This window comes from Kribbella sindirgiensis (genome assembly GCF_004331435.1).
Taxonomy (GTDB): domain Bacteria; phylum Actinomycetota; class Actinomycetes; order Propionibacteriales; family Kribbellaceae; genus Kribbella; species Kribbella sindirgiensis.
The window spans coordinates 56,284-72,293 of sequence record NZ_SJKA01000013.1 but is presented as its reverse complement, the minus strand read 5'-3'; the positions used below and the strand labels follow the sequence as shown (position 1 = coordinate 72,293).

The following is a 16,010-nucleotide window of genomic DNA, read 5'->3' as shown; positions in this document are numbered from 1 at the left end:
TCTGGGTACTGCCCTGGTGGCCCCCGTGGGCTGACAATCGACTCGTCCTCCTGTGGATTGGCTGCGGACGGATTGTCAAGAACCGGCGTCACCTCCCGTTACCCTTGACCGGTGACACTTCGCTTGTACGACACCGCAACGGCAGCAGTGCGTGATTTCGAGCCGGTCCATCCGGGCAAGGTCGGGATCTACCACTGTGGGCTGACGGTGCAGGGTGCCCCGCATGTCGGGCACATCTACAAGGAAGTGGTCTTCGACGTCCTGCGGCGCTGGATGGAGCGGTCCGGCTACCAGGTGACCGTGATCGCGAACGTGACCGACATCGAGGACAAGATCCTCACGAAGTCGGCCGAGCGCGGCATCCCGTGGTGGGCGCACGCGTACGAGTTCGAGCGCGAGTTGCACTGGGCGTACGACGTGCTCGGCTGCCGCCCGCCGACGTACGAGCCGCGGGCCACCGGGCACATCCCGGAGATGCTCGAGATGATCGCCGACCTGATCGAGCGCGGGCACGCGTACGTCGCTCCGGACGGGTCCGGCGACGTCTACTTCGACGTGAAGTCCTGGCCGGCGTACGGCGCGCTCTCGCACCAGCGGATCGACGACATGGAGGCCGCCGGGGACGCGGACCCGCGCGGTAAGCGGGATCCGCGCGACTTCGCGCTCTGGAAGGGCTGGACCGACGCCACGCCGCGGAGCGCCTCCTGGCCGGCCCCGTGGGGTCGCGGCCGCCCGGGCTGGCACATCGAGTGCTCGGCGATGGCCGGCAAGTACCTCGGCGACGAGTTCGACATCCACGGCGGCGGGCTGGACCTGCGGTTCCCGCACCACGAGAACGAACTGGCCCAGTCGACCGCGGTCGGGCAGAAGTTCGCCCGGTTCTGGATGCACAACGCGCTCGTCACCACGGCCGGCGAGAAGATGTCGAAGTCGATGGGCAACAGCGCCGTCGTGCGGAACGTGGTCGAGCGGGTGCGCCCGATCGAGCTGCGGTACTACCTGGTGCAGTCGCACTACCGCTCGGTCGTCGAGTTCTCGTTCGAGGCGCTCGACGAGGCGGCGAAGAGCTTCCAGCGGATCGAGCGCTTCGTGACCCGGGCCGTCGAGGTGACCGGCGGTGTCGAGCCGGACGCCGAGCTGCCGGGGGACTTCGTGGCCGCGATGGACGACGACCTCGGTACGCCGGCCGCGATCGCCGTACTGCACAACACCGTGCGCGACGGGAACAAGCTGGTCGCCGACGGCGACTCGGCGGCGCTGCGCGAGGTGCTGGCGTCGGTGCGCGGGATGGTCGGCGTGCTCGGGCTGGACCCGCTGGCCGAGCCGTGGGTGTCGCGGACCGGCGGCAGCGACGAGCTCACCGAGGTGGTCGACGGCCTGGTGCAGGCACTGCTCGAGCAGCGGCAGGCCGCCCGCGCTCGCAAGGATTTCGCCGCCGCGGACGCTGTCCGCGACCGGCTGAAGGCGCTCGGCGTCGTCGTCGAGGACACCCCGCAGGGACCACGCTGGTCTCTCGCGACAACTACGACTGACGAGGGAAACTGACGTGCCAGGCAGCAGCCAGCGCAAGGGCGCCATCCGGAAGAAGCCGCGGGGGAACCCGACGGCCGGGTCCGGCGGGCGGGTCCGCCGCGGACTCGAGGGCAAGGGTCCGACGCCGAAGGCCGTGGACCGGGTCAAGCACCCGGCGCACAAGCGGGCGAAGGCGGCCGAGCGCGCCAAGGAGCGCGACCAGCGCAGCCGGCGCCCGGCGCGCAAGGACAACGACTCCACGGTCGAGTGGGTGTACGGGCGGAACCCGGTGGTCGAGGCGCTGCGGGCCGGCGTACCGGCCGCGGCCCTGCATGTTGCCGAGGGCACCGAACGGGACGCCAGGCTGCGCGAGGCGCTGCTGGTCGCGGTCGAGACCGGTGTCTCGGTGCTGGAGGTGTCGCGCACGGAGCTCGACCGGGTCACCGCGGGCGGCTCGCATCAGGGCGTCGCGCTGCAGATCCCGCCGTACGAGTACGCGCACCCGGACGACCTGCTCGACCGGGCGCACGAGGCCGGTGAGGTGCCGTTGATCGTCGCGCTCGACGGCGTGACCGATCCCCGCAACCTCGGCGCGATCACCCGGTCCGCCGCGGCCTTCGGGGCGCACGGCGTCGTCGTACCGGAACGCCGTACGGCGTCGATGTCGGCCTCGGCCTGGAAGACCTCGGCCGGCGCCGCGGCCCGGATCCCGGTCGCCCGCGCGGGCAACCTCAACCGGGCCCTCAAGTCCTACAAGGAGGCCGGCCTGCTGGTCATCGGCCTCGACATGGACGGCGCCGTGGACCTCCCGTCCTTCGAGGCCGCCACCGAGCCGATCGTCCTGGTGATCGGCTCCGAAGGTAAGGGCCTGGCCCGCCTGGTCCGCGAGAACTGCGACCTGATCGTCTCGATCCCGATGACCAGCGCCACCGAGTCCCTGAACGCCGGCATCGCCGCCGGCGTCACCCTGTACGAAATCTCCCGCCGCCGCGCTTGATGTAACTACTTGAGGTAGTTACATTAGTGGGTATGAGGACGATCGGGCTGCGGGAGCTGAATCAGAACCCGTCGAAGGCGGTCGCCAGGGTGCGCGCCGGCGAGACCATCGTGGTGACCGACCGCGGTCGCCCGGTGCTTCGTCTTGTGCCCGAAGACGCGCGCCCGGGCGTCCTGCAGCATCTGCTGGACTCGGGTGAGGTGACTCCTCCGGCTGAGCTCGGCATGCCGGATCTGATGCTGGAGTTGGCACCTGACGTCGCGAGTTTGTCGGATCTGTTGATCGAGGACCGGGACAAGGAGCGGCGCAGGTGATCTATCTCGACTCCTGCGCGTTGCTCAAGTTCATCAAGCCGGAGGCCGAGTCGGCTGCTTTGCGCGCCTGGCGCGAGGCGTTGCCCGCGGACACCGAGCTGCTCACCAGCGAACTGGCGAGTCTGGAGATCACCCGCACGCTTCTGCGTGCGGGGATCAACCACCAGCAGGTCCCGTACTTCGCCGGGCAGGCCGTCCGCGGGGTCTATCAGGTAGATCTCACCTCGACGGTCCTCGGCCGCGCGATGGCGTACCGCACGGCCAAGCTCGGCTCACTCGACGCCATCCATCTGGCCAGCGCCGAGCCGTTCCGGTCGGATCTGTCCGAGTTCGTCACGTACGACAAGGAACTGAGAGCCGCCGCCGAGGAACTCGGCTTCCCGGTGCTCTCTCCCACCTGAGCGCGTGACTGCGCCCCGGACCCTCGGCCCGGGGCGCAGTCTGTGGATCAGTAGACGCTCACGCCGTAGCGGGAGAGTACTTCGGTGACGGGCTGGAAGTAGGTGGTGCCGCCGGAGGAGCAGTTGCCGGAGCCGCCGGAGGTGAGGCCGAGGGCCACCGAGCCGGCGAACAGCGCGCCGCCGGAGTCGCCGCCCTCCGCGCAGACGTTGGTGCGGATCAGGCCGGTGACGGTGCCTTCGGCGTAGTTCACCGTGGCGTTCGTCGCGGTGACCGAGCCACTGTGCACACCGGTCGTGCTACCACTGCGCTTGACCGCCTGCCCCACCGAGGCGTTGCCGGCGGACGTGATGTCCTGCGTCGAGCCGTTGTAGAGGTTCACGCTGCCCGGGTGGTTCGTGTACGTCGAGGCGTACTTCACGATCCCGTAGTCGTTGCCCGGGAAGCTCGTCCCGTAGCGCGTGCCGAGCAGCGTGGTCTTGGCCGAGTTGGCGTACCAGCTGGAACCGATGTTGGTGCAGTGACCGGCGGTCAGGAAGTAGTACGTGCTGCCGCTACGGACGTTGAAGCCCAGCGAGCAGCGGTACTGACCGCTGTAGATGGCGTCGCCGCCACGGATGAACTTCGTCAGCTTGCCGGACATCTTCTCGAGCTTGATCCGGTCGCCGAACTGCTTCGTGACACCGGTCAGTTTCGCCAGCTTCGTGCCGGTGACCGTGTCGTCGTACGACACGATGATCCGGCCGTCGGGGTCGGTCTGCCACGCCGTACCCGGGATCGTCGCGTCCTTGCTCAACGTGGACGTGATCGCGGCCGCGGACAGGGTGGACGGATTGACCGGTGCGGCCGAGGCCTGCGTTGCCAGAAGTCCGGCGGCGGCAAGCCCGGCCGCGGCCAGGAGTGCGGTGGTACGACGGAATGGGGACATGTTCACGGTTTCAGCCTCCTCACGATGAGGACGCCTTCGGGGCGGGGCGTCCTTGACTTCAACCGTGACGAGTCCTACCCACTCTCTCCGTGAGTATTCAAACAAATTCGGAGAGTAGGGGAAACCTGCGCCTAGTAGACGGAGACCCCGTACGCGTTGAGGGCTTCCACGACCGGCTGGAAGTAGGTCACGCCGCCCGAGGTGCAGTCGCCCGAACCACCCGACGTCAGGCCGAACGCCCACTGCCGGTAGAACAGCGGGCCGCCCGAGTCGCCCGGCTCCGCGCACACGCTGGTGCGGATCAGGCCGGCCACCCGCCCGTCGCCGTAGTTGACGACCGAGTTCAGCCCGGTCACGCGGCCGCTGTGCAGGCCGCTGGTCGCGCCGGAGCGGTAGACCAGCTGGTTGAGGCCCGGGTTCATCGCGCGGGTGATGTCCTGCGAGCGCCCGTTGTACAGGTACACGCTGCCGCCCGGCACCTTCAGCGGGATGTCGGTGCGGTACACGACCAGGGCGTAGTCGTTCCACGGGTAGCTGGCGTGGTGGACCGCGCCGGTGAACACCTTGTGGGCCGCGTCCTGGTACCAGCGGGCCGCGTCGACGCCGCAGTGACCGGCCGTGAGGAAGTAGTACTTGCCGCGTCGCTGCACGTTGAAGCCGACGCTGCACTTGAAGTCGCCGCCGTACGTCGCCATGCCGCCGCTGATGTACTTCTGCAGCTTGCCGGGCAGCTTCTCGAGCTTGACGTTCGACCCGAGCTGCTTGGTCAGGCCGGTCAGCTTGCTCAGCTTCGTGCCGGTGACCGTGGGGTCGTACGACACCAGCACGGTGCCGTCCGGCTGCGTCATCCACGCCGTACCAGGGGTGTGGATCTGGTCGTTCAGCGTCGCGGTGATCGCCTTGGCGGACAGGCGGGGCGGCTTCACCGGATCGGCCCCGGCCGGCACAGCGGCGGTCAGGGCGAGAGCGGCGGCCGCCACCATGGCCGCAGTTCGTCGGAGAGTCTTCATATGATCAGCCTTCCGGGGCGTACGGCGCTGATGCGCGGTATGGCAGCAAGAGGACGGTGCCTAACCTTAGAGGTCCGGGTGGTTCAGTCGAGCCGCAGGGAGTGCAGGACGAAGGATGCCAGTTCGCGGTAGGCCTCGGCGTCGTTCAGACCGGTACGCCGGGCGATGTCGCCACGCTGGATCGCCTGCATGGTGTGCGCGATCATCTCGGCCGCGAACGCGATGTCGACCTGCCGGAACATCTTGTTGTTGATGCCGTCCTCGATCAGCGTCCGGACCCGCTCGGCGGCGATCCGGGTGTTCCGCTCGTACACGGACCGGGCCGGCGCGAACGTCGCCACGTCGTCGAGGAAGGTCCGGCTGGCCGGCCGGAGCGCGTCCGCGACCGCGTTCAGGTACGCCGCGATCCGCCGGTCGTGCCGGGTCTGCCGGGCCACCGCGGATTCCACCTGCGCGGTGGCGTTCTTGAAGTAGTGCTTCACCACCTCGACGGCGAGCTGCTCCTTGCTCGGCGCCAGCGCGTACAGGGTGGTTTTGCTGCAGCGCAGCTCCGCCGCGAGGTCGTCCAGGGTGAACCGGCTGAACCCCTGCTCGAGGAACAGGGACAGGAGTCGGTCGAGCAGCTCGGACTGCCGGCGGGTCCGCCGCCCCGGAACGACTGTTGTCATATCGAGACAGCATAGAACGATACTGAGTTGCGTGCTTCAGTATCGTTCCTAGTATCATTTCGTCAGCCGTTGAGAGAGGTGCCTGATGGCTGTCGATCGTCTCCTGCCTACTGACGAATCCATTGACCTGCTCGCCCTGGTCCGCGACCTGTGCGAGCACGAGTTCGCGCCGCACGCCGCGCAGGCGGAGGAGAGCGAGACCTTCCCGCGGGACGCGTTCCGGACCCTGGGGAAGGCGGGCCTGCTCGGCCTGCCTTATCCGGAGCAGTACGGCGGGGCCGACCAGCCGTACGAGGTGTACCTGCAGATGCTCGAGGAGATCGCCGCCGCCTGGATGTCGGTGGGAGTCGGCGTCTCGGTGCACACCATGACCAGCTACGCCATGGCGACGTTCGGGACCGAGGAGCAGCGCGACCGGCTGCTGCCGGACATGATCGGCGGCGAGCAGCTCGGTGCGTACGCGCTGTCCGAGCCGCAGGCCGGCTCCGACATCAGCTCGATGACGACCCGCGCGGTCCGTTCCGGTGACTCCTATGTGCTGAACGGAACCAAGGCGTGGATCAGCCACGGTCCGCACGCCGACTTCTTCACCACCTTCGCCCGGACCTCGGACGACCCGAAGCACGGCATCTCCGCGTTCCACGTGCCGGCTGGGCTGGACGGCCTGAGCTTCGGTGCGCCCGAGCGGAAGATGGGCCTCACCGGGTCGACGACCACGCTCGTCAACTACGACGACGTACGGATCCCGGCCGGCAACCTGATCGGCGCCGAGGGCGAAGGGATGCGGATCGCGTTGTCCGCGCTCGACTCCGGCCGGCTCGGGATCGCGGCCTGTGCGGTCGGCCTGGCCCAGGCGGCGCTCGACCTCGCCACGGCGTACGCGAAGGAGCGGCAGCAGTTCGGGCAGTCGATCGCCGACTTCCAGGGCATCCAGTTCCTGCTCGCCGACATGGCCGCCGCGGTCGAGTCCGGGCGGGCGACGTACCTGCACGCCGCGCGCCGCCGCGACCTGGGCCGGACGTTCGTCCGGGAGGCCGCGATCGCGAAGCTGGTCTGCACGGACGCGGCGATGAAGGTCACCACCGACGCCGTCCAGGTGCTCGGTGGGTACGGTTACACCCGGGAGTTCCCGGCCGAGCGGTACATGCGCGAGGCCAAGGTGACCCAGATCTTCGAAGGTACGAACCAGATCCAGCGGCTCGTGATCAGCCGCGACGTGTTGAGGAGCATTTGATGGAGTTCAGCCCGTCCGACGTCGCCCTGGTCACCGGTGGTGGTTCCGGGCTCGGAGAGGCGACCGTACGGCGCCTTGCGGCGGACGGGCTCGGGGTGGTGATCGTCGACCTGCCGTCGTCCGCGGGGAAGGCGGTCGCGGACGAGTTGGGTGACCGCGTCGTGTTCGCGCCGACCGATGTCACCGACGAGACCGCGGTGACCGCCGCTCTCGACGCGGCCTCCGGATTGGGCACGTTGCGGGTCGTCGTGAACTGTGCCGGAGTCGCGACACCCGGCCGGGTCGTCGGACGGAAGGGCCCGTTGCCGCTGGCAACGTTCCGGCAGGTGATCGAGATCAACCTGATCGGCACCTTCAACGTGCTCCGGCTGGCCGCCGAGCGGATGTTCGCCTCCGAACCGTGCCCGGACGGCGATCGCGGCGTCGTGGTCATGACCGCGTCGATCGCGGCGTACGACGGTCAGGTCGGACAGGCGGCGTACGCCTCCAGCAAGGGCGGCATCGTCGCCCTCACCCTGACCGCCGCCCGCGACCTCGCCGACAAGGGCATCCGGGTCGTCACCATCGCCCCCGGCACCATGGAAACCCCCATGCTCGCCGGCCTCCCCGAAGAAACCCGCACCGTCCTGGAACAGCAGGTCCCCCACCCCTCCCGCCTCGGCAAACCCTCCGAGTACGCCGCCCTGGTCCGCCACATCCTCGACAACCAACTCCTCAACGGCGAAGTAATCCGCCTCGACGGCGCCCTCCGCATGCCACCCCGCTGATCCGCTGCTCAGGAACTGAGTGATCTGTCGATTCCCAGATAGTTGCTTCTGGCCCCCGTCCAGTAGTCCTCCGGCCCTTTCGGGATTGCCCGAAACGAGGTGTGGCGTCGCGGTTCCACCGGCACTCTCGGAGTGTTCGGTTCAACCAATGGAGGGTGTGGATCATGAATATTCGTAGGGTTTTCTACAGTGTTCTGGCCGGTGGGGCGATCGCGGCGGGTGGGCTGGCGGTGCCGGCGGCTCAGGCGGTTGAGGTGCCGGTGGGGGCGACGGCTGTTGCCGCCGACAACTGGGAGTACGTCGGTGACTTCTTCTGGCAGTCGGACTGCCACGCGGCGGGTGCCGCCGGCACCAAGTGGACCAAGTACAAGTGTGTCGACGGCTCGGCCTTCCCGGGTGACGACTACGAGCTCTGGGTTGTCTACAAGTAGCGTGAGCTGAGTTCGAGCCAGCAGACGCCGTGCGCGGGGATGGTGTACTCGCGCACGGTTGTCTGCGTGCCTGTCCACAGGTCGCGGGTCGGTGCGGGCAGATCGGCGGGAAGCTGAACCTCTCGGGCCGCGCCGCCGGTCCAGAACAGCGCTGCATAGGAGCAGTTGTCGCCTTGGGCGGTCCAGACGATCAGCTCGCCGTCGTCCAGCGGCTCGCGGACGATCTCCCGGCCGTCGTACGACGATCGCAGAACCTCGGCCAGCGCCGGATTCTTCAGCAGGGCAAGGGTTTCCGGGGACGTGGTCGGGAGGTCGCCGCCCATCATCAGCGGCGAGCGGCCCATCACCCACAGCGTGAGCAGCGTCTTCTGCTCGTCGCCGGTGAGGCGGCTGTCGCGGTCGTCGCCGCGTTCGGCGCGGATGCCGATGTGGCCGAGTGGCAGCATGTCCGCGTCCGCCCAGCCGCCGGCCTGCTGGAACGGCGCCCACCGGGCCAGTCGCGCGAACTGCGCGTGCACGTCCTCCCAGCGGTCCCACAGGTCGTCGGAGATCCGCCACAGCTGCGCGTTCGCCCGCAGATGCTCGACGTGATGCGTCGACAGGTGCGTGCCGGGTGACAAGGACAGCACGATGTCCCGCCCGCTCCGCGCGATCGCCTGCGCGTACGCCGCGATTTCGCGATCGTGGTACGGCGCGAGCATGTCGTCCGCCTTCACGAAGTCCACACCCCACTCGGCGAACTGCGCGACCTGCGCGTCGTAGTACGCCTGCGCGCCGGGATGGTCGTGGTTCAGCCCGAGATTGTCCGGGTTCCACGCGCAGACGTGATCGGGGTCCGCGATCTCCCGTGCCGTCCACTCCGTCCCGTACACCGGCAGATCGAGCTCGACCGCCCGTCGCGGGATGCCGCGCATGATGTGCAGCCCGAACTTCAGCCCGAGCGCGTGCACCTTCGCGGCCAACGGCTTGAAGCCGGCGCCGCTCGCGGAGGAGGGGAACCGCAGCGGCGCCGGCAGTTGGCGGCCGTAGTCGTCCAGGACGACCGGCGCGTTCTCGTTGTAGCCGTGGGATCGGGCGGTCGGGTCGTACCAGGCGATGTCCACGACCACGGTGTCCCACCCGAACGGCAGCAACTGGTCGTGCATCACCTGCGCGTTCGCCAGCACCTCGGCTTCGGTGACCGTCGTACCGAAGCAGTCCCAGCTGTTCCACCCCATCGGCGGGGTCGGCGCGCTCACCATTCCGCGAAGGAACCGTCGTCGTGCCGCAGCACGGGCGAGCGCCAGCGGTGCGGCTCCGCGGCCGCGGCCCGTACGACGTCCTCGTCGACCTGGATGCCCAGGCCGGGACCCGTCGGGCGTTGCACATGCCCGTCGGTGAAGGCGAACACGTCCGGATCCACCAGGTAGTCGAGCAGCGCGTTGCCGCCGCCGTACTCGATGCCGAGGCTCTGCTCCTGGATCAGGAAGTTCGGGATCGCGAAGTCGAGCTGCAGGCTCGCGGCCAGCGTGATCGGCCCGAGCGGGCAGTGCGGCGCGACGCTCACGTCGTACGCCTCGGCCATCGCGGCGATCCGGCGTACCTCGGAGATGCCGCCGGCGTGCGAGATGTCCGGCTGCGCGACCGCGATGCCGGTGGTCAGCACGTCCCGGAAGTCCCAGCGGGAGAACAGCCGCTCGCCGGTGGCGATCGGGATGCTGGTCGATTCGGTGATCCGGCGCAGGTCGCGGGCGAACTCGGGCAGCACCGGCTCCTCGACGAACATCGGCAGCAGCGGCTCGAGCAACGGCAGGATCTGCCGCGTCGCCGCCGTACTGAACCGGCCGTGGAAATCGAGCGCGATGTCCACCCCGTCGCCGAGTGCGTCGCGCAGCGCCTCGACCCGGCTCACCGAGGCGCGGAGCTGAGCGGCTGAAGGGATCGGCGGCAGCGCCTCGGACAGGTTGAGCTTGAGTGCCGTGAAGCCTTTCTCCACCTTGGCTTGGGCCTCGTCGACGAGCTGCGCGTTGTCGCGCCCGTGGACCCAGGTGTAGACACGCGCCCGCTCCCGGACCGGCCCGCCGAGCAGCTCGTGCACCGGGACCTCGTGGTAGCGCCCCTTGATGTCCCAGAGCGCCTGATCGATCCCGGCCAGCGCACTCGACAGCACCGGACCGCCGCGGTAGAAGCCGCCCTTCGCCATCACCTGCCAGTGCTCCTCGATCCGCAACGGATCCGCGCCGACCAGGTACTCCATCAGGGCCGCGACCGCGCCCTGGACGGCCTCGGCCCGTCCCTCGACGATCGGCTCACCCCAGCCGCTGATCCCTTCGTCGGTGTCGATCCGCAGGAACTGCCACCGCGGCGCCACCAGAAACGTCTCGTATCCGACGATCTTCACACTGCCTCATTCGGTTGCCGGTCTGGAGCGGACAGGAGTGCGGCGACCAGTTGGTCGGTCTGGCGGAGCACCAGGGCTGCGGCACCGGACGCGCCGGCGCGGGCGCCGAGGTCGAGCTCGGCCGCGACCACGTCGACGTCGCGGGTCAGTGACATCGCCGTACGGCGCAGGGTGGCGCGGATCGGGTCCAGGATCAGGTCGCCCGCGCGCGCGAGCTCGCCGCCGACGATGATGCGCTCCGGGTTCAGCAGGTTGCAGATGTTCGCGAGCACCCGCCCGGTCAGCTCACCGGCGTCACGCAGCACCCGCAACGTGTCCGGCTGACCGTCGGCGGCGGCTGCCAGCAGCTCGTCGAGGCCGGCGTCCGCACCGAGCACCGGCGCGAGAGCCGCGAGGACGGCCTGCAGTGACGCGTACTGCACCAGGCAGCCGCGATTCCCGCACGGACAGGGCTCACCGTTCGAGTCGGCGGACAGGTGGCCGATCTCGCCGCCGCCACCGCGCGCGCCGCCATGGTGCAGGTTGCCGTCGACAAGCAGCCCGGACCCGATCCCGGTCGACAACCCGAGATACAGCACGTCGCGGACATCCCGCCCCGCGCCCCAGGTGAACTCGGCGACCGCCTCCAGCCGCGTGTTGTTCTCCACCAGCACCGGTACGTCGATCCGCCGGCCGAACTCCGCCGCGACGTTCACCCCGGCCCAGGCCTGCCCCGGGAGCGACGGACCGACCACACCGGTCTGCAGGTCGATCGGACCAGGTACGCCGATCGCGACACCGACCAGGTTGCCGCGGCCGCGACCGGTCTGCTCCAGGAGGTCGTCGAGCAGCGCGAGCCCGGCCGCGAGCCGCTCCTGCCATGGGGTGTCCCGGCCCACGCGGACCCCGTCGCTGGCCAGCGTCCCGCCGGAGAGGTCGGCGAGGTGGCACCACACGCGCTCGAGCGTGAAGTCGAGACCCGCGGCCGCGCCGGCCGAGGGGTTGGCCCGCAGGAAACCGCGTGCCCGTCCGTCGACCTCGGACGCGTCGATCCCGGCGCGGGCGACCTGTTCGCCGACCACTTCGATCACCACGCCGCCGGTGATCAGGTCGGCCACGATCGTCGACACCGTCGTCCGGGACACGCCGCAGATCCGCGCCAGCTCCGCCCGGTGCAGTGCTCCGTGCTCCATCAGCGCGGACAGCATCCGTTCGGAGTTGGTGCGCCGCAGCGCTCGCAGAGATCCGGTGTCCTTGGCAGCCACGACGAAAAGTATTGACGAACTCCGAACCGTCGTCAACAAAACTGACAACCTGCGTTCACACTCTTGACACAAACGGCGAAGTGCTCGAACAATTCCTGCCACAGCTCGGGGATCGCCCCGGGCCCGGCGACCGGACGAACGACATGGACGCTGAGCTGAGCAACGCGCCGCTGGTGGTGGTGACCGGCGGACTGGGGCGCGTCGCCACGGTGGTACTGCCGTGGATGCGCAAGCACTACCGGGTGCGGCTGATCGACAGTGCCGTCCCGGCGCAGCGCACCGCGGGGCTGGTGCAGGCCGACCTGGGCGATCCCGAGGAGGCCCGTGACGCGCTGGCCGGAGCGGACGCGGTCCTGCACCTGGCGGGGAACAGCAGCCCCTGGCAGACCTGGGACAGCGTGTACGCCGCCAACGTATGGACGACTCAGGTAGTACTCGAGGCGGCCGCGGCGCACGCCGTACCGAAGCTGGTGCTGGCCAGTTCGCTGCACGCGCTGGGTGAGTACAACCGCCCGCAGTACCGGCCTGTCGATCCACGGCTCGACCCGCGCCCCTGCTGCCCGTACGGGCTGGGCAAGGTCGTCCTGGAGGCGCTCGGCCGGACGCATGCTGAGCGCACCGGTGCGTCCGTCACCTGCCTGCGTCTCGGGCTGACCGGGTGGCCGCCGTCCGAACGCCGCTACCTCGGGCAATGGCTCTCCGACGACGACGCCGGCCGGCTGGTCCTCGCCGCCCTGCAGGCGCGTGAGCGGTACGGCGTGCACTTCGGCGTGTCCGCGAACACCCGCAACTACTGGGACATCACCTCCGCCCGGCACCAGCTGGGCTACCGACCCGAAGACGACAGCGAAGCCCTGGCGGACCGGGCCGGCCCCTCCTCCGGCCCGGTCTGCCGGCTGTTCGACCCAGAGACATCCGATTGAGAGGCTGGCCATGACCACAACGAACACAGGGCTCTCCCGCCGCCGGTTCCTGGCGCTCGGCGGCGCGGCCGCCGGTGGTGCGCTGGCGGTGGGCTGCTCACCCGCGTCCTCCACGAACACCCCGGCCGCCGCTCCTGGCACCGGCTCGGCCGCCAAGGGCACCGTGACTGTCATGTCGCAGTCGGGCGAGTTCGGCCCGAAGGAGGCCAAGGCGGCGTCCCAGGCGCTCGGCGTGACCGTGAAGACCGTCGAGTACGACCTGACCAAGCTGACCGCGATGCTTGCCAGCGGCAACCCGCCGGACGTGGTCCGGGGCATGGGCGCGACGGACACGCCGTACCTGGTGGCCAGGCAGGTCGCGGAGAACCTGGACCCGTACTTCGCGAAGAGCACGCTGATCAAGGCCGACGACATCGACCCCGTCAACGACCTCTGGCGGTACGACGGTGAGAAGCAGGGCAGCGGTCCGCGGTACGGGTTCGCGAAGGACTACTCGCAGGACTGCACGCTCTGGTTCAACAGCGCGCTGTACGACGCGTCCAAGGTGACCCATCCGAGTGCGACGACGCCTCTGCTGCTCGACGACCTGCTCGACGAGGGCAAGCGACTGGTGAAGCGGCAAGGCGCCAAGGTGAGCGTCTACGGTCTCAACCCGAACGGACTCGGTCTGTTCACGCAGCTGACCTGGCTGACCGATCTGGCCGGCGGGAAGCTGACGTCCGACGACCTGGCCTCTGTCGACTTCAGCAGCTCGGAGGCGCAGCGTGCACTCACCTGGTATCTGGACTACGCGAAGGCGGGGATCGGGCCGACGGTGCTCAACCCCGACCCGAACGGCTGGGACGGACCGACGTTCCAGGCCGGCCGGATGGCGACCACGCTCAGCGGCTACTGGCTCGGCGGTCTGTTCGCCGGCGACCCCAAGTCCGCCAAGGTCGCGGGGTTCGCGCCGGCGCCGCAGTTCGACACCAGCCGGCGCGTCAGCCCGTGCTTCGGCGCGACCGGCCTGTGGATGCCCAAGGCGAGCAAGAACAAGGACGCCGCCTGGGCGGTGATGGAGTGGTTCCTCGCCGGCGACCCCGCGAAGGCGCGGGCGACCGGCGGCTGGGGCATTCCGCCGCTCAAGTCGCTGCAGAAGCTGATGCCGCAGAAGCTGCCGTACCAGAAGCAGGCCTACGAGGTGCAGATGGCGGAGCAGCAGCACTTCTCGGTGACGTCGTTCACGCCGTATGTCCGGCAGGACGCGATCAACGCGATCATCACCCGTGAGTTGCCGAAGGCCATCAAGGGCACGATGACGGCCGGCCAGTTCGCCGACACGCTGAACTCGCAGATCAACGCGCAGCTCGCGGACGGAAAGAAGCGGTTGCGGTGAGCTCCGCACTGACCGACGTACGGCGTTCCACCGTCGCGGAGGCCGCGGTGGAACGCCCGGACCGGAAGAAGAAGCCGCCGACACTGCGCAAGGCGCGCACCTTCTACCTGTTCGTCGCGCCGTGGGTCCTCGGGTTCGTCGGCCTGACCGTCTTCCCCCTCGGGTACGCGTTCTGGCTCAGCTTGACGGACTCCGACGGCCTGTCGCCGAGGACGCATTTCGTCGGCTTCCAGAACTACATCGACATCTTCCACGACCCGCTGACCCTGAGTTCGCTCGCCAAGACCGGCATGTTCGCGCTCGTCACCGTGCCGTTGTCGATCCTCGCCGGGCTGTTGCTGGCGGTGATGGTGAACCAGCCGATCCGGGCGCGCGGGTTGTTCCGGGCGCTGATCTATCTGCCGGCCGTGGTCCCGCCGGTCGGGGCGGCGCTGACGTTCCGGCTGATCTTCGACCGCGACGCCGGTGCGGCGAACGGCATCCTGAGCACCCTCGGCGCGAACCCGATCACCTGGCTCGTGGATCCGAACGCCCGCTACGTGCTGTACGCCCTGGTGCTGTGGGGTTGCGGCGGATCGATGATCATCTCGCTGGCGGGGTTGCAGGACATCCCCCGGGAGCTGCTCGAGGCGGCGCAGGTCGACGGGGCGTCGTACTGGCAGTCGTTCACCAGGATCACCGTCCCGCTGCTGTCACCGGTGATCCTGTTCCAGGTGATCACCGGCATGATCGGCTCGCTGCAGTCGTTCGCGCCGCTGCTGTTGTCGTCGGGCTCGCTGAGCGGTGCCGGGGCGGTGCCTCAGGGCAACTACTTGTACATGATCCATGTGTTCGCGCAGTACTTCAGCGCGTCCCGCTTCGGCTACGCGTCGGCGATGCTGTGGCTGCTGTTCGCGGTGATCCTGCTCGTCACCCTGCTGATCATCAAGGTCAGCGCCCGGACCGTCTTCTACACCGTCGAGCCGGAGGGGTCGAAATGACGCGGACCTACCGGTGGGCGCTCTACATCGTGCTGCTGGCCGTCGTCCTGACGATGCTCAGCCCGATCCTCTGGCTGGTGTCGACCTCGCTGAAGTCACCGGCGGAGATGGCGTCGTTCCCGCCGAGCTGGTGGCCGCAGGCGCCCCGGCTCGCGAACTACACCGACGCGATCAGCCAGGTGAACTTCCTCGGCGCCGCCCAGAACTCGCTGACCATCGCGTTCATCAGTACGACGCTGACCACGCTGAGCTCGGCATGGGTCGGATTCGGGTTCGCCCGGCTGACGGCACCCGGGAAGAAACAGCTGTTCGTCGTGCTGCTCGCGACGATGATGCTGCCGGGGATCGTGACGCTGGTTCCGACGTACCTGATCTTCGCGAAGCTGCACATGGTCAACACCTACTGGCCGTGGGTCGCCTGGGGGCTGGGCGGCAGCGCGTTCCTGATCTTCCTGTTCCGGCAGTTCTTCGCGGGCATCCCGCGAGAGATGGAGGAGGCCGCGATCATCGACGGCTGCGGGTACGTCGGGATCTTCTGGCGGATCTTCCTGCCTCAGTCCTGGCCGGTGATCGCGGCCAGCGTGATCCTCTCCTTCACGCACGCCTGGGGCGACTTCGTCGGTCCCGCCATGTTCCTCAGCCAGGACAGCACGACCCTGGCCGTCGCGATGGCGACCGGCTACGTCAACGACAAGGGCCTGCCACTGAACAACCTCGTCGCCGCCGGCGCCGTGATGTACGTCCTCCCCGTCCTGATCCTCTTCCTCTTCATGCAGCGCCGCTTCGTCAGCGGCTTCTCGACGTCAGGGATCAAATGATGCGACTACGAATTCTCAGTGGCGCCCTGT

Annotated in this window: 17 protein-coding genes; 11 read left to right on the top strand and 6 right to left on the bottom strand. The window is 68.9% G+C overall.

What is annotated here, in order from left to right; translation table 11 throughout:
- Positions 1 to 111 precede the first annotated feature (111 nt).
- Genes cysS through E0H50_RS30565 form a run of 4 tightly spaced genes read left to right on the top strand, consistent with a single transcriptional unit; the run spans position 112 to position 3,224 of the window.
- The gene (gene cysS, locus E0H50_RS30580; RefSeq protein ID WP_131294087.1) at positions 112 to 1,545 is read left to right on the top strand and encodes a cysteine--tRNA ligase; all 1,434 of its coding nucleotides are present in this window, start codon (positions 112 to 114) and stop codon (positions 1,543 to 1,545) included.
- A 1-nt stretch (position 1,546) separates the two neighbouring features.
- Positions 1,547 to 2,509, top strand: a complete 963-nt coding sequence (rlmB, locus tag E0H50_RS30575; protein WP_131294085.1) for a 23S rRNA (guanosine(2251)-2'-O)-methyltransferase RlmB — start codon at positions 1,547 to 1,549, stop codon at positions 2,507 to 2,509.
- A gap of 32 nt (positions 2,510 to 2,541) precedes the next feature.
- Positions 2,542 to 2,823 (top strand): type II toxin-antitoxin system Phd/YefM family antitoxin, encoded by a 282-nt coding sequence (locus E0H50_RS30570; RefSeq protein WP_131294084.1) that lies wholly within the window; start codon positions 2,542 to 2,544, stop codon positions 2,821 to 2,823.
- Complete coding sequence (locus E0H50_RS30565; protein WP_131294082.1) at positions 2,820 to 3,224, top strand: type II toxin-antitoxin system VapC family toxin; 405 nt, start codon at positions 2,820 to 2,822, stop codon at positions 3,222 to 3,224. The genes E0H50_RS30570 and E0H50_RS30565 overlap by 4 nt, the downstream gene beginning before the upstream one ends.
- A gap of 47 nt (positions 3,225 to 3,271) precedes the next feature.
- Here the strand turns inward: E0H50_RS30565 and E0H50_RS30560 are convergent, their stop codons facing one another.
- From E0H50_RS30560 to E0H50_RS30550, 3 genes are all read right to left on the bottom strand, one after another.
- A complete protein-coding gene (locus E0H50_RS30560; RefSeq protein WP_131294371.1) occupies positions 3,272 to 4,150 on the bottom strand; it encodes a S1 family peptidase in 879 nt (292 codons plus the stop codon).
- A gap of 131 nt (positions 4,151 to 4,281) precedes the next feature.
- On the bottom strand, positions 4,282 to 5,160 hold the full coding sequence (locus E0H50_RS30555) for a S1 family peptidase (protein ID WP_131294080.1): 879 nt from the start codon (positions 5,158 to 5,160) through the stop codon (positions 4,282 to 4,284).
- An 83-nt stretch (positions 5,161 to 5,243) separates the two neighbouring features.
- Positions 5,244 to 5,828, bottom strand: a complete 585-nt coding sequence (locus E0H50_RS30550) for a TetR/AcrR family transcriptional regulator (RefSeq protein ID WP_130383294.1) — start codon at positions 5,826 to 5,828, stop codon at positions 5,244 to 5,246.
- 85 nt (positions 5,829 to 5,913) lie between these two features.
- Between E0H50_RS30550 and E0H50_RS30545 the strand changes: the two genes are divergently transcribed.
- The 3 genes from E0H50_RS30545 to E0H50_RS30535 all read left to right on the top strand — a co-directional run bounded on the left by E0H50_RS30545 (position 5,914) and on the right by E0H50_RS30535 (position 8,260).
- A complete protein-coding gene (locus E0H50_RS30545) occupies positions 5,914 to 7,062 on the top strand; it encodes an acyl-CoA dehydrogenase family protein (RefSeq protein ID WP_131294078.1) in 1,149 nt (382 codons plus the stop codon).
- Complete coding sequence (locus E0H50_RS30540; RefSeq protein WP_131294076.1) at positions 7,062 to 7,829, top strand: 3-hydroxyacyl-CoA dehydrogenase; 768 nt, start codon at positions 7,062 to 7,064, stop codon at positions 7,827 to 7,829. The genes E0H50_RS30545 and E0H50_RS30540 overlap by 1 nt, the downstream gene beginning before the upstream one ends.
- Before the next feature lie 164 nt (positions 7,830 to 7,993).
- Positions 7,994 to 8,260 (top strand): hypothetical protein, encoded by a 267-nt coding sequence (locus E0H50_RS30535; RefSeq protein WP_131294074.1) that lies wholly within the window; start codon positions 7,994 to 7,996, stop codon positions 8,258 to 8,260.
- Here the strand turns inward: E0H50_RS30535 and E0H50_RS30530 are convergent.
- From E0H50_RS30530 to E0H50_RS30520, 3 genes are read right to left on the bottom strand one after another with little or no spacing between them, the layout of a single operon-like run.
- Positions 8,251 to 9,501: a glycoside hydrolase family 27 protein gene (locus E0H50_RS30530; protein ID WP_202868396.1), complete on the bottom strand. Its 1,251-nt coding sequence runs from the start codon at positions 9,499 to 9,501 to the stop codon at positions 8,251 to 8,253. The two genes, E0H50_RS30535 and E0H50_RS30530, sit on opposite strands and share 10 nt — an antisense overlap.
- Positions 9,495 to 10,640: a galactonate dehydratase gene (gene dgoD / locus E0H50_RS30525; RefSeq protein WP_131294072.1), complete on the bottom strand. Its 1,146-nt coding sequence runs from the start codon at positions 10,638 to 10,640 to the stop codon at positions 9,495 to 9,497. The genes E0H50_RS30530 and dgoD overlap by 7 nt, the downstream gene beginning before the upstream one ends.
- Positions 10,637 to 11,884 carry an ROK family transcriptional regulator gene (locus E0H50_RS30520; protein WP_131294070.1) on the bottom strand — a complete coding sequence of 416 codons (1,248 nt, stop codon included), beginning with the start codon at positions 11,882 to 11,884 and terminating at the stop codon, positions 10,637 to 10,639. Before E0H50_RS30520 ends, dgoD begins: the two co-directional genes overlap by 4 nt.
- Before the next feature lie 143 nt (positions 11,885 to 12,027).
- Between E0H50_RS30520 and E0H50_RS30515 the strand changes: the two genes are divergently transcribed.
- From E0H50_RS30515 to E0H50_RS30500, 4 genes are read left to right on the top strand one after another with little or no spacing between them, the layout of a single operon-like run.
- Positions 12,028 to 12,807, top strand: a complete 780-nt coding sequence (locus tag E0H50_RS30515; protein WP_131294068.1) for an NAD-dependent epimerase/dehydratase family protein — start codon at positions 12,028 to 12,030, stop codon at positions 12,805 to 12,807.
- Between the two features lie 10 nt (positions 12,808 to 12,817).
- On the top strand, positions 12,818 to 14,182 hold the full coding sequence (locus E0H50_RS30510; protein WP_131294066.1) for an ABC transporter substrate-binding protein: 1,365 nt from the start codon (positions 12,818 to 12,820) through the stop codon (positions 14,180 to 14,182).
- Complete coding sequence (locus tag E0H50_RS30505) at positions 14,179 to 15,162, top strand: carbohydrate ABC transporter permease (RefSeq protein WP_131294064.1); 984 nt, start codon at positions 14,179 to 14,181, stop codon at positions 15,160 to 15,162. The genes E0H50_RS30510 and E0H50_RS30505 overlap by 4 nt, the downstream gene beginning before the upstream one ends.
- Complete coding sequence (locus E0H50_RS30500) at positions 15,159 to 15,980, top strand: carbohydrate ABC transporter permease (RefSeq protein ID WP_131294062.1); 822 nt, start codon at positions 15,159 to 15,161, stop codon at positions 15,978 to 15,980. Before E0H50_RS30505 ends, E0H50_RS30500 begins: the two co-directional genes overlap by 4 nt.
- The last annotated feature ends 30 nt before the right edge of the window (positions 15,981 to 16,010 follow it).